Below are 13,486 nucleotides of genomic sequence, written 5' to 3' on the forward strand. Positions count from 1 at the left end.
TCAAGAAACAGCCCATGATTTCCTACATTTTCCGCAAGTTGCTGCTGATCGTTCCCACCGTCATCGGGATTTCGATCTGCGCCTTTGCCTTTGTCCGGCTGCTGCCGGGTGACCCCATCCTCGCCATGGCCGGCGAGCACGGCGTGACGCCCGAGCGCTATGAAATTCTCAAGGAAGCCTTCGGTTACAATCTGCCGATCTGGCAGCAATATCTCAATTATCTCGGCCAGGTGCTGACTGGCGATTTTGGCGTTTCCCTCGGCACCAAGCGCCCGGTGTTGAACGAATTTCGGGCCCTTTTCCCGGCCACGGTCGAATTGGCGCTCTGCGCGATCATCCTCGCCACCGTCGTGGGCGTGCCGGCCGGCGTTCTGGCTGCCGTCAAACGCGGCTCCTGGCTCGATCAGGGGACGATGGGTGTGGCCCTCACCGGCTATTCCATGCCGATTTTCTGGTGGGGCCTGCTGCTGATCATGTTCTTTTCCAGCTATCTTGGCTGGACGCCGGTTTCGGGCCGCATTGCCCTCAATTTCTTCCTGCGGCCGATTACAGGCTTCATGACCATCGATAGTCTGCTCTATGGCAATTGGCCGGCCTTCGTTTCGGCACTGCGCCACCTGATCCTGCCCACGGTCGTCCTGGCCACCATTCCGCTGGCGGTGATCGCTCGCCAGACCCGCTCGGCCATGCTCGAAGTGCTGGGTGAGGATTATGTGCGTACCGCCCGCGCCAAGGGTCTCTCACCCAGGCGCGTCGTCAATGTGCATGCCTTGCGCAATGCGCTCATTCCCGTGGTCACCACGATTGGCCTGCAGGTGGGCGCCCTAATGGCCGGCGCTATCCTCACCGAGACGATCTTCTCCTGGCCCGGCATCGGCAAGTGGATGATCGAATCCATCCTCAAGCGTGATTATCCTGTGGTCCAGAGCGGGCTGCTGCTGATCGCGCTGATTATCATGGCGGTCAATCTGATCGTCGATGTTCTTTACGCGGTCATCAATCCGCGCATTCGGGTGCGATGATGACAGACATCCCCAAACCGGTCGCAACCAGTCCCAGGGGGACTCGCGGCGCCGCCTTTGCCGAATTCTGGCACTATTTCTCGATGAATCGTGGGGCCGTGATCGGCCTTGCCGTGGTCGCCATATTCATCGTCCTGGCGCTCCTGGCGCCGTGGATCGCGCCCTATGTGCCCGAGCAACAGTTCCGCGGCTTCGACAAGATGCCGCCGTCCTGGATGAGTGGCGGTGACGCCAGATTCTTCCTGGGCACCGACGAAGTTGGTCGCGATATCCTGTCGCGTCTCATTCACGGCGCGCGCTATTCGCTCTCCATCGGCCTGGTTGTGGTGACCATTGCCGCCACGGTCGGCGTTATCCTGGGTCTGCTGGCCGGCTATTTCCGCGGCTGGGTCGATGTCGCCATCATGCGCGTCATGGATATCATCCTGGCCTTTCCCTCGTTGCTGCTGGCTCTTGTGCTCGTGGCCATCCTGGGGCCGGGGCTGCTCAACGCCATGCTGGCAATCGCCCTGGTGCTGCAGCCGCACTTTGCTCGTCTGGTGCGGGCATCGGTCATGGCCGAGAAGAACCGTGAGTATGTGACGGCCGCCAAGCTTTCGGGCGCCGGCCATTTCAGGCTTATGGTCGTCACCATCCTGCCCAATTGCGTCGCGCCGTTGATCGTTCAGGCCACGCTTTCCTTCTCCAACGCCATTCTGGACGCGGCGGCTTTGGGCTTCTTGGGCATGGGGGCGCAGCCGCCAACCCCCGAATGGGGTACCATGCTGGCCAGGGGCCGCGAATTCATCAGCAGCGCCCCCTGGATCGTAACGTTCCCGGGCCTCGCCATTCTCATCACCGTGCTGGCCATCAACTTGGTCGGCGACGGGTTGCGCGACGCACTCGATCCCAAGCTCAAGAGGAGCTGACTCATGCCCCTGCTTGATATCAAGAACCTGACCGTCGCCTTCGACACCTCCATCGGCCTGTTCAAGGCCGTCGATGGCATCGACGTGTCGGTCGATAGCCGCGAAGTGCTGGCCATTGTCGGGGAATCCGGCTCCGGCAAGTCGGTCGCCATGCTGGCGGTAATGGGGCTCTTGCCCTCGACCGCAACGGTCACCGCCGACAAGATGGAGTTCGAGGGCGTCGACCTCCTCAAGATGAGCCCGCACGACAAGCGCAAGATCATCGGCAAGGACATTGCCATGATCTTCCAGGAGCCGGTTGCGAGCCTTAATCCCTGCTTCACCGTGGGCTTTCAGCTCGAAGAAGTGCTGGCCAGGCATCTGGGCCTGCGTGGCAAAGCGGCGCGCGATCGGGCCATCGAACTGCTCAACCTCGTGGGCATCAAGGACGGTGCCGAACGGCTTGGCGCCTTCCCGCACCAGATGAGCGGTGGCCAATGCCAGCGCGTCATGATCGCCATGGCCATTTCGTGCAATCCCAAGCTCCTGATCGCCGACGAGCCGACCACGGCGCTCGACGTGACCATCCAGAAGCAGATCCTCGATCTCTTGGTTCGCCTACAGGCCGAACACGGCATGGGGCTGATCATGATCACCCACGATATGGGCGTGGTCGCCGAAACCGCCGACCGCGTCATCGTGCAGTATAAGGGGCACAAGATGGAGGAGGCCGACGTGCTGTCCCTATTCGAGAACCCCAAATCCAACTACACGCGGGCGCTGCTCTCTGCGCTGCCGGAAAACGCGGTCGGCGATCGCCTGCCCACGGTCTCCGACTTCGTCTTCGAACCGGCGTCGGGGGGCTGAGACATGACCACACCCGTTCTCGAAGTCCGCAACCTTACGCGCGACTACGTCACCTCCGGCGGCTTCCTCCGACCGGCCAAGGTGGTCCGTGCCGTCAAGGGCGTGAACTTCACGCTGCAAAAGGGCAGGACCCTGGCCGTGGTCGGTGAAAGCGGCTGCGGCAAGTCGACCCTGGCTCGCATGATTACGCTGATCGATCCGGCGACCTCGGGCGAGATCCTCATCGATGGCCTGCCGGTCAATGCCGACCACGTCACCCGCGAAATGCGCCAGAAGGTGCAGATCGTGTTCCAGAACCCCTACGGCTCGCTCAATCCGCGCCAGAAGATCGGCGACGTGCTGGCAGAACCCTTGCTGCTAAACACCAGCATGCAGGCAGCAGAACGCCGGCAAAAGGCGATGCAGATGCTGCTCAAGGTCGGCCTCGGCCCCGAGCACTTCAACCGCTATCCGCACATGTTCTCCGGCGGCCAGCGCCAGCGCATCGCCATCGCCCGGGCATTGATGCTCAATCCGAGTTTCCTGGTGCTGGACGAGCCGGTCTCGGCGCTGGATCTGTCAGTGCAGGCGCAGATTCTCAACCTTCTCAAGGATTTGCAGGACGAGTTCGGGCTGACCTATGTCTTCATCAGCCACGATCTGAGCGTCGTGCGCTACATCGCCGACGAGGTGATGGTGATGTATTTCGGCGATGTGGTCGAGCACGGCACGCGCGACGAGGTGTTCGGCAATCCGCAGCACGAATATACGCGCACCCTGTTCGCCGCGACGCCCAATGCCAGCGTCGAGAGCATCAGGGCGCGCCTGGCCAGGAAGGCGGCGATGGCGGGGTAGTGCCCCGCCTGCGTCTTAGCCAACAACCATCCGCTGGCCTGCTTTGGCCGATGCCATCATTGCGTCGATCAGCCGATGCACCTGCAATGCCGTGTGGCCGGTACTGACGGGCGGTCGGCCATGGCGGACCGCATCGGCAAAGTCAGCGATCTGCGCGGCGTGCCAGTCGAAGGGGAAGGCCATTGGATCGGCGCCGCCCCCACCCTGGCTGGCCTCGCCCTCGGTGATCGTCTCGCCCGCCATGGTCCGGACCGTCAGGTTGCCGGCCGTCAGCGTGGCGCTGGCCTTCTCGAAATTGAGCGTCAGGCTCTCCGGGCCGCCGGGGAAACTGGCGGTGGTCGCCATGACGGCGCCGACTGCGCCATTGGCAAACTCCAGCCCGGCCGAGACGAAATCCTCGGTCTCCATCTCGTGCAATCGCGTCGTCTTGGCCATGGCAGTGACAGCACTGACCTCGCCGCAGAGGCTGAGCATCAGATCGAGCGAGTGGATGGCCTGGGTGATGAGGACGCCGCCGCCATCCTGGGCAAAGGTGCCGCGACCCGGCTGGTCGTAATAGCCCTGCTGCGGCCGCCACCACGGCACCATCAGATGCACAGCTTCCAGCCGTCCATAGCGGTTTTCGGCAACTGCCTCGGCGAGATAGCGGGAGGCGCGGCGGAACCGGTGCTGGAAGATGACGCCGAGCGTCGCGCCCGCCGCGTCGCAGAGCCCGACGATCCGTTCGGCCGCCGCCAGCGTACGCTCGACCGGTTTTTCCAGCAGCACATGCTTTCCCGCCTTGGCCGCCGCCGCCACAATGGCTTCGCGCGCGTTGGGCGGAGTCAGCACCAGCACGGCGTCGAGCCGCGGGTCGGCCAGCAGCGCCTCGTAGCTTTCCGCTTCCGGGAAGCCGTAGCTGCTGCAGAACGCGGCGCGCTGGGCGGCGTCGCGCCGATAGACACCGAGCACGGCGATATCCTTGCTCAACGATTGCAGGGCCAGGGCATGCGGCCTGGCGCCCATGCCGGCGCCGATCACGCCAATCCCGAACCGCCCCTGCTCGTCACTCATGCCAGCACTCCTCGCTCACGCACCCTTGCGGGACCGATCAATGCCCTATGAGGGCCGGTTTGAGAAGGGCGTCAGGACGCCTTGCGCCAGGCCTTGGTGGTGAGGAAGGTTTCAAAGTCCGCGGCGCTGAGCGGTCGGGAGAAGGCATAGCCCTGCAGAATATCGCAGCCGAGATCGCGCAGGATTGCCGCATGCGCCATGGTCTCGACGCCTTCGGCCACCACCTCGATGCCCATGGATTTGCCGATATCGACGATCGAGGCCAGCAGTCGGCGTTGCGCGGGCTCGACCAGGATCGGATTGACCAGCTGCCGGTCGATCTTGAGCCGGGTGGGCCGCAGCTTCTGTAGCGAAACGATCGACGCATAGCCTGTACCGAAATCGTCGATCTCGACGTCGATGCCCAGTTCCTTGATCTGGTCGATGTTCCGGCCGACGATCGCGTCGCCCTCGTCGAGATAGATCGATTCCACCAGTTCGAACGAAATGCGGTCAGGCTGGATGTCGAGTTCGCGCAGGCCCGTGATCAGATCCTCGTCATGCAGGCGCCGCAGCGAGACATTGACCGACGCGCGGGGCACGCCCAGACCCATGGCGTCCCAGCGGCTGAGCGCGGCCAAGGACTGCTCGAGGATCAGCCGGTCGACGGTGGCGACGACGTTGAGTTCTTCGGCAATCTGCAGGAAGGCGTCTGGCGTTTTTATGCCCTCCGTCGGATGCTGCCAGCGCGCCAGCGCTTCGACCCCGACCACGTCGTGGGTCTTGGCATCGAACTGGGGCTGGAACCAGGCAACGAATTCGTTGCGTTCCAGGCCGCTGAGGATTTCGTCAGCCACCCGCTTGGTTCTGACGACCTCGGCCTGCAGGGCCTCGGAGAAGAATTCGAAACGATTGCGACCCCGCGCCTTGGCGCGATAAAGCGCTATGTCGGCGTTGATCATCAGGCGCTTGACGTCGAGTGTCTCCTGCCGGTCGGCGGCGATGCCGATGCTGACCCCGAAGCGGCATTGGTGGCCCTCATGGGAGACCGGCAGGCGCATCTCGCGGACGATGCGCTCGGCGAGCGTGCCAAGATAGATATCGCCGTCGTTGGCGGTAGTCAGTACCACGAATTCGTCGCCGCCGATGCGCGCGACGAAATCGGTGTCGTTGCAGTTGCGGCGCAACACGCCGCTGGCGTGGATCAGCATGGCATCGCCCGCCGCATGGCCCATGGTGTCGTTGATCTGCTTGAAACGGTCGAGATCGATATGGAGCAGCGCCATACTGCCCGTGCCCTCGTAACCCGAGGCAGCGTGGCGGTTGAGCATTTCGTCGAGATAGCGCCGATTAGGCAGGCCGGTCAGACTGTCATGCAAGGCGTTGTGCTCAATGCGTATGCGGGCCGTTTCCAGTTCCTTGTTGCGGGCCTCGGTCAGTTGGGTTGCGCGTCGCAAATCCTCGTTAAGCGCCACATCGGCGGTCACGTCCCAATTGACGCCCACCACCTTGTCTGGCACGCCGGGTTCGCGGTAGAGGGCCCCCACGGATCGGACATGGCGCACTTCTTTGTGCGGCAACAGCACGCGATATTTCGATTCATAGCGCCCGGACGCGATCATCTGGCGGAAATCGGTTTCGGCCCGCTCCTGATCGTTGGGATGCACGGCCGCCTTCCAGTGGTCGTGGCTCCGTGGTCCGCCATCGCTGGGCAGCCCGTAGAGTTCGTTGGTTCTGTCGTCCCAGGTCTCCCGGCCGCTGGCCAGGTCCATTTCCCAGACGCCGACCTTCGACGCATCCAGCGCCAGCCCCAGCCGGCGCGACAGCCGCTCCAATTCAGCTTCCCGGGACTTGAGTTCGCGAAAATGCTGTTGCCGTTCGCCCTGCAGCCGTCCGGTGATGAACATGGGCAGCAAGACCAGCGCGCCTGCGGCGATCATCGCCACCCGGCGCCAGAAACTGCCCGGTGTCGCGGTCCAGCCATCCTTGGGTATGGCGGCGATTTCCCATGAACTGGAGGGAAGGATCACCGAGGCAGTGACGGGGTTTTGTGCGCTGAGGTCGGGCCCGAAGAAGCGGGTTCCGGCGCCGCCGATGGCATCTTGGCCGGTGATCGAGACCTTAATGCTCAGGGACCTGTCGGCCAGGCCGCTGTCGGCATAGAGCCGCTCCACGTCGACCACTGCGGAAACGACGCCCCAGAAGCTGCGGCCGGCGGGCGTATCGGTATAGACAGGAAAGTGCCCGACAAAGCCGCGGCCGCCCTGCGCCAGATCGACCGGTCCTGCCAGCACCAGCTTGCCAGTATCGCGCGCGCGCAGCACAGCGTCGCGCTGTGCCGGAGTGTTGCGGTAGTTCAGGCCGACGGCGCGTTCATTGCCGGCGAGGGGATAGGTCATGGCGACGACAAGGTCGGGTGCGGCAGTGACCGAGCGCAACTGGCTCTGCTCTTCAAAGAGATTGGACACCAGGGCCGCGAAGCGGTCCCGACCCATCCGCGGCTCGGTAGAAATGGTCGAGACCAGCCCGCGCACCAGCTGGATATTGCCGTTGATATTGCCTTCGAGCTTGGCGCGGATCAGCGAGGCCTGGGCCAGCACGACAGCCCGGGCGCGCTCCTCATCGAGCACATTGGTCTGACGGTCGAGGATAAGCCCGCCCGCCACCAGCACGGCGAGCGCCACCAGCGCTGGCAGCAGCGTCGGCCGCAGCCAGCTCAGACGATGTTTCTGCATATGTGTCGCATTCAAACCCAGGAGACCTGCCATTGGTTGGTTTGCCAGCCACCAGGCCGGCCTGCCCATATGGGCCGCCACGGTTTATGTTTGGCTTATCCACGGCGCGAACGCGAACTGCCCTTGTGGTTAGCGCCCGACTAATGCGGCCTGCCTATTGCGCCTCGACCAGGGTGACCCCTGCCGCCGCGCACTGCGCCCGGAAGCGCTCGGACGGGCAATGGTCGGTGACGAAGGTCGTGACTTGGTCGATGCGGGCGATCCGCACCGGGGCGGAGCGGGCGAACTTGCCCTGGTCGGCGACAAGGATGACATGGCGGGCATTGGCAATGATGGCCTGCGCCACCTTGACCTCGCGATAGTCGTAATCGAGCAGCGCGCCCTCTTCGTCGAGCGCCGAGGCGCCGATCACTGCATAGTCCACCTTGAACTGGGAAAAGAACCCCGCCGCCGCTTCGCCGACAATGCCGCCATCGGAGGGACGCACTATCCCGCCGGCAATCACCACCTCGAAACGCGGATAGACCCGCATGCGATTGGCGACATTGATATTGTTGGTAATGACCAGCAGGCCCGCGTGGTCCAGCAGCGCTTGGCTCACCGCCTCGGTGGTGGTGCCGATATTGATGAAGAGCGACGCGTCGTTGGGAATGAGCGCGGCGGCGGCCTTGCCGATGGCGTCCTTGGCTTCGGCAGCGATGCGCCTTCGGGCCTCGTATTCGAGATTTTCGACGCCCGAGGGCAGGGTAGCGCCGCCATGCACGCGGCTCAACTGGCGCTGGTCGCAGAGCGCGTTGAGGTCCTTGCGGATGGTCTGTACCGAAACGGCGAAATAGGCCGACAGTTGTTCGACCGTGACACGGTTCTGTGTGCGGGCCAGGTCCAGTATGGCCCGATGCCGTTCGGTAACGTCGCTCATGGCGTAATCAAACCTCTTCGAGTTCGACTAGGGTGCCATCGAAATCTTTCGGATGCAAAAACAGCACCGGTCTGCCATGCGCGCCGGTCTTCGGGGTGCCATCGCCAAGCACCCGCGCGCCACCATCGGTGAGCGTGGCGGCGGCGGCCCGGATGTCGGTGACCTCAAAGCAGATGTGATGCATGCCCCCGCCCGGGTTTCTGGTGAGGAAGGCCGCGATGGGCGAATTATCCCCCAAGGGTTCGAGCAGCTCGACCTTGGTATTGCCGGTATCGATGAAGACCACGGTAACGCCATGCTCGGGCAATGGCTGCGGCTGTCCGACATGGGCGCCGAGCAGGTCCCGGTATTTTGCGGAGGCCGCAGCGAGGTCGGGCACGGCGATGGCGATGTGGTTGAGGCGGCCGATCATCGGTTGCTCAGCCTCCCCTCGATCTGGCTGAGCACCGAGAACGCGGCGCTGAGCACGTTCGTACCCGGCCCGAAAATGGCCGCGACACCGGCGTCGAACAGGAACTCGTAATCCTGCTCGGGGATGACCCCGCCGACGATGACGGTGACCTCGCCCATGTCGCGATCCTTGAGCGCTGCGATCAGTTCGGGCACCAGCGTCTTGTGCCCGGCGGCGAGTGAGGAGACGCCCACGGCATCGACCCTGAGCTCGTCGACATGCGCCGCGACTTCCGGCGCGGTTTCGAACAGGTCGCCCATATGGACGGCGAAACCGAGGTCGGCGAAGGCCGAGGCGATCACCTTGGCCCCGCGATCGTGCCCGTCCTGGCCCATCTTGGCGATGAAGATGGACGGCGCACGTCCGCGGGCAGCCTTGAAGGCGTCGATACGGCCGGTGATGGCCGCGAATTCCGGATCGTCGCCATAGCCGTCGGCATAAACCCCTGAAATAACACGGGTAATTGCCGCATGGCGGCCGAAGACGTCTTCCATCGCTGCGCTGATCTCGCCCAGAGTGGCGCGGGCGCGGGCGGCCTCGATTGCGGCTTCGAGCAGATTGCCCTCGTCCTTGGCGGCATATTCGCGCAAAGCTGACAGCATGGATTGGCAGCGGGCCTCGTCGCGGCTGGCGCGGATGCGCTGCAGCTGGGCGATCTGTTCCAGACGCACCTTGGCATTGTCGATGTCGCGCACATCGATGGCGTCTTCCACGTCGAGCCGGTAGCGGTTGACCCCGACAATGACGTCCTCGCCACGGTCGACCCGGGCCTGCCGGCGGGCCGCGGCCTCCTCGATTGCCATCTTTGGAACACCAGTCTGAACGGCCGATGTCATTCCGTTCATCGCCTCGACTTCGCCGATCATCGCCTTGACGCTGGTGACCAGCTGCGCCGTCAGCGCCTCGACATAATAGGAGCCGCCCAGCGGGTCGACCACGTCGGTGATGCGGCTTTCGTGCTGCAGGATGAGCTGGGTATTGCGGGCAATGCGGCTGGAGAATTCGGTCGGCAGGGCGATGGCTTCGTCAAAGCTGTTGGTATGCAGGCTCTGCGTGCCGCCCAGCGTCGCGGCCAGCGCTTCGATGGTGGTGCGCACGATATTGTTGTGCGGATCCTGTTCGGTCAGCGACACGCCCGAGGTCTGGCAATGGGTGCGCAGCATCTTGCTGCGCGGGTCCTTCGCCCCCAGCCCGGTCATGATCTCGCTCCACAGCTGCCGCGCGGCGCGCAGCTTGGAGACTTCGAGGAAGAAATTCATGCCGATGCCGAAAAAGAAGCTCAGCCGGCCGGCAAAGGCATCGATATCGAGCCCCTTGGCCTGGGCAGCACGGACGTATTCCATGCCATCGGCCAGCGTATAGGCCAGCTCCTGCACCGCGGTCGCCCCCGCCTCGTGCATGTGATAGCCCGAAATCGAGATCGAATTGAACTTGGGCATGTGCCGCGCCGTATGGGCGATGATGTCGCCGACGATCCGCATGCTGGGCTCGGGCGGATAGATATAGGTATTGCGGACCATGAATTCCTTGAGGATGTCGTTCTGGATGGTCCCCTCGAGCTGGGCCTGCTTCACGCCCTGTTCTTCGGCCGCGACGATGAACATGGCCAGCACCGGGATGACCGCGCCATTCATGGTCATGGAAACGCTCATCTGATCGAGCGGGATGCCGTCGAACAGGATCTTCATGTCCTCAACGGAGTCGATGGCGACGCCCGCCTTGCCGACATCGCCGACGACGCGCGGGTGATCGCTGTCATAGCCGCGATGGGTGGCCAGATCGAAGGCGACCGAGAGCCCCTTCTGTCCCTTTTCCAGCGCCTGCCGATAGAAGGCGTTGGACTCCCGCGCCGTCGAGAAGCCGGCATACTGGCGGATGGTCCAGGGGCGGTTGGTGTACATCGTGGCGCGCACGCCGCGAGTGAAGGGTTCGACCCCGGGGATTTCGGCATCGTCGCCGAAATAGACCGGCTTGACGGTGATGCCGCCATAGTCGCGGTCGAGTGAGGCGACGGGTGTGTCCTTGAGTTCCTTCTGGGCGAGGGCAGCCCAGTGGGCGAAGGGGGATTTTTCCTGGTCAGCCATTGAACGCCTCGCGCACGGAACCCGATGTCTCAGTCGACACCCTCCCCCTTGCGGGGAGGGTCAGGGAGGGGGGCGTTTGGCCCGGATATCTGGGCTGCCGCACCCCCTCCCAGCCTCCCCCGTCAAGGGGGAGGTGCCGTCTGGTGCAAGCGACCATATGGAGTCCCATCATACCGCCTCGAATTCGAGGATTACTTGATCCACCGCGAGCACCGCCCCGGGCGCTGCGTGAACCTTGCTGACCCGCGCCCGTTTTTCGGCCTTGAGCACATTTTCCATTTTCATCGCCTCGACAATGGCCAGGGTCTGCCCGTCTTCGACAATATCGCCTTCGGCGACATCGATGCGAACCACCTGGCCCGGCATGGGGCAGAGCAGGTATTTGCTCATGTCCGGCGGCACCTTGATCGGCATGTGTCTGAGCAGCGCCGCCACATGGGGGCGCAGCACCATGACCTTGAGATCGGCGCCGCGATAGCGAATACGGAAACCCGACGTGGTCGCATTGGCCTTGAGCACGGCGGTCTCGCCGGTCGACCAGTGAATCGTGGCCAGCGTTCCGCCGAGCAGCCACTCGAAACTGTTGGCGGTGAGGGCCGTATCGAAGAGGTTGAGCTCCCAGCTGCCCGAGGGGTCGAGCCGATGCAGCTTGACCGGAATCTGCTCGCCGCCAATCACCACCACCCATTCGCCATAGGCCTCGATGGCTGCCCCCATGGCCGAGTGGCGTACCAGGCCCTTCCGGTCCTCCTGCGTCAGCCGCATCATCGCCGCGGCAGCCGCGACTTCGATCAGCCTTCCGCGCGGCAGGATGGCGCCGTGGAAGCCCTCGGGAAATTCCTCGGCGATATAGCCGGTGGTGAGGCGCCCGTCGCGGAAGCGTTCCTGGTCCATGACGGTGGATAGGAAGGGCAGGTTGTTGCCGACGCCTTCGACCTCGAAGCTGTCGAGCGCCACCGCCATGGCGTCGATGGCCTCCAGACGCGTCGGCGCCCAGGTGCAGAGCTTGGCGATCATCGGATCGTAGAAGGTGGAAATCTCGCCGCCTTCGAAGACGCCGGTATCGTTGCGCACAGCCAGAGTTTCGGAGGCGCTTTCGGCCGGGGGGCGGTACCGAACCAGCCGGCCGGTGGAGGGCAGGAAGCTGCGATAGGGGTCCTCGGCATAGAGCCGGCTTTCCACGGCCCAGCCATTGCGCTGCACCTCGTCCTGCGTCAGCGGCAGCTTTTCGCCATTGGCGACGCGCAGCATGAGTTCGACCAGATCGAGACCGGTGATCAACTCCGTCACCGGATGCTCCACCTGCAGCCGCGTGTTCATCTCGAGGAAGTAGAAATTGCGCTCGCCGTCGACGATGAATTCCACCGTGCCGGCGCTGGTATAGCCCACCGCCCTGGCCAGCGCGACCGACTGCTCGCCCATGGCGCGGCGCGTGGCCTCGTCGAGAAAGGGCGAGGGCGCCTCCTCGATGACCTTCTGGTTGCGGCGCTGGATCGAGCATTCGCGCTCATTGAGATAGAGCACATTGCCGTGGGCGTCGCCGATGAGCTGGATTTCGATGTGGCGCGGCTCGGTGACGAATTTCTCGATGAAGATACGGTCGTCGCCAAAGGACGAGGCGGCCTCAGACTTGGAGCGCTCGAAACCCTCGCGCGCCTCGACGTCGTTCCAGGCAATGCGCATGCCCTTGCCGCCGCCACCGGCCGAAGCCTTGATCATGACCGGATAACCGATCAGCTGGGCAATGGTCACGGCCTCGTCGGCATCGGCGATCAGCCCCATATGGCCGGGCACGGTCGAGACGCCCGCCGCGGCCGCCAGCTTCTTGGACGTGATCTTGTCGCCCATCGCCTCGATGGCCTTGACCGGCGGACCGACGAAAATGATGCCCGCCGCCTCCAGTGCCTCGGCGAATTTCGGATTTTCCGACAGGAAGCCATAGCCCGGATGCACCGCCTGCGCGCCGGTCTGCTGGCAGGCGGCGATGATCTTGTCGATCTGGAGATAGGAATCCTTGGCCGGCGACGGGCCGATATGCACCGCCTCGTCGGCCATGCGGACATGCAGGGCTTCCCGGTCAGCATCGGAATAGACCGCGACGGTGGCAATGCCCATGCGCCTGGCCGTCTTGATGACGCGGCAGGCGATTTCGCCGCGATTGGCGATGAGGAGCTTGGTGATCATGGTTTCGTTTCCTCGATCGCGCGCAAAATAGCGTCGTAGACGCCTTCGGGGTTCTTCAGCACATCGTCATTGGTGAAGCGCAGCACGCGGTAGCCTTCTGACTGTATGAAGCGGGTCCGGACGGCGTCGTAAGCAATGGCCTCGTCAGAGCCGTGAGTATCACCGTCGATCTCAATCGCCAGCCTCAGGCTGTGGCAGGCAAAATCGAGGTAGTACGAACCCAGCGGCACCTGGCGGCGGAAGTTGTGGTTCTCCCGCAGCGGATAGAGCAACTGCCACATTGCTCGCTCGGGTCCGGTAGCGTCGCGACGCAGTTGCCGCGCTCGTTCGATGCTCAAGACCCCCACCCCTGTCCCCTCCCCACAAGGGGGAGGGAGACCCTCCCAATCTGCCAGGCAAAGTTGCTGCACCGAGTTCTGGGCTCCATCGTCTCCCTCCCCCTTGTGGGGAGGGGACAGGGGTGGGGGTATG

11 protein-coding genes are annotated in these 13,486 nt (G+C 63.8%); 4 read left to right on the plus strand and 7 right to left on the minus strand.

Going from position 1 to position 13,486, the window contains the following annotated elements:
- Positions 1–14: 14 nt before the first annotated feature.
- From V6M52_RS16830 to V6M52_RS16845, 4 genes are read left to right on the plus strand one after another with little or no spacing between them, the layout of a single operon-like run.
- Positions 15–1,022, plus strand: a complete 1,008-nt coding sequence (locus tag V6M52_RS16830) for an ABC transporter permease subunit (RefSeq protein WP_332690482.1) — start codon at positions 15–17, stop codon at positions 1,020–1,022.
- Positions 1,022–1,930, plus strand: coding sequence for an ABC transporter permease subunit (locus V6M52_RS16835; RefSeq protein ID WP_332701966.1), 909 nt, complete (start codon positions 1,022–1,024; stop codon positions 1,928–1,930). The genes V6M52_RS16830 and V6M52_RS16835 overlap by 1 nt, the downstream gene beginning before the upstream one ends.
- A 3-nt stretch (positions 1,931–1,933) precedes the next feature.
- On the plus strand, positions 1,934–2,776 hold the full coding sequence (locus V6M52_RS16840) for an ABC transporter ATP-binding protein (protein ID WP_332701952.1): 843 nt from the start codon (positions 1,934–1,936) through the stop codon (positions 2,774–2,776).
- 3 nt (positions 2,777–2,779) lie between these two features.
- A complete protein-coding gene (locus V6M52_RS16845) occupies positions 2,780–3,610 on the plus strand; it encodes an ABC transporter ATP-binding protein (protein WP_332701954.1) in 831 nt (276 codons plus the stop codon).
- Positions 3,611–3,625: 15 nt separating this feature from the next.
- Here the strand turns inward: V6M52_RS16845 and V6M52_RS16850 are convergent, their stop codons facing one another.
- From V6M52_RS16850 to V6M52_RS16880, 7 genes are all read right to left on the minus strand, one after another.
- Positions 3,626–4,663, minus strand: coding sequence for a Gfo/Idh/MocA family protein (locus V6M52_RS16850; RefSeq protein ID WP_332701956.1), 1,038 nt, complete (start codon positions 4,661–4,663; stop codon positions 3,626–3,628).
- A 71-nt stretch (positions 4,664–4,734) separates the two neighbouring features.
- Complete coding sequence (locus V6M52_RS16855) at positions 4,735–7,377, minus strand: bifunctional diguanylate cyclase/phosphodiesterase (protein WP_332701958.1); 2,643 nt, start codon at positions 7,375–7,377, stop codon at positions 4,735–4,737.
- Between the two features lie 154 nt (positions 7,378–7,531).
- On the minus strand, positions 7,532–8,296 hold the full coding sequence (locus V6M52_RS16860; RefSeq protein WP_332690464.1) for a DeoR/GlpR family DNA-binding transcription regulator: 765 nt from the start codon (positions 8,294–8,296) through the stop codon (positions 7,532–7,534).
- Between the two features lie 7 nt (positions 8,297–8,303).
- Positions 8,304–8,708, minus strand: coding sequence for a methylmalonyl-CoA epimerase (gene mce / locus V6M52_RS16865; protein ID WP_332690461.1), 405 nt, complete (start codon positions 8,706–8,708; stop codon positions 8,304–8,306).
- Positions 8,705–10,831 (minus strand): methylmalonyl-CoA mutase, encoded by a 2,127-nt coding sequence (scpA, locus tag V6M52_RS16870; RefSeq protein WP_332701960.1) that lies wholly within the window; start codon positions 10,829–10,831, stop codon positions 8,705–8,707. Before scpA ends, mce begins: the two co-directional genes overlap by 4 nt.
- A 168-nt stretch (positions 10,832–10,999) precedes the next feature.
- A complete protein-coding gene (locus V6M52_RS16875; protein WP_332701962.1) occupies positions 11,000–13,015 on the minus strand; it encodes an acetyl/propionyl/methylcrotonyl-CoA carboxylase subunit alpha in 2,016 nt (671 codons plus the stop codon).
- Positions 13,012–13,353, minus strand: a complete 342-nt coding sequence (locus tag V6M52_RS16880; RefSeq protein ID WP_332701964.1) for an endonuclease domain-containing protein — start codon at positions 13,351–13,353, stop codon at positions 13,012–13,014. The genes V6M52_RS16875 and V6M52_RS16880 overlap by 4 nt, the downstream gene beginning before the upstream one ends.
- Positions 13,354–13,486 lie beyond the last annotated feature (133 nt).

This window comes from Devosia sp. (genome assembly GCF_036676215.1).
Taxonomy (GTDB): domain Bacteria; phylum Pseudomonadota; class Alphaproteobacteria; order Rhizobiales; family Devosiaceae; genus Devosia.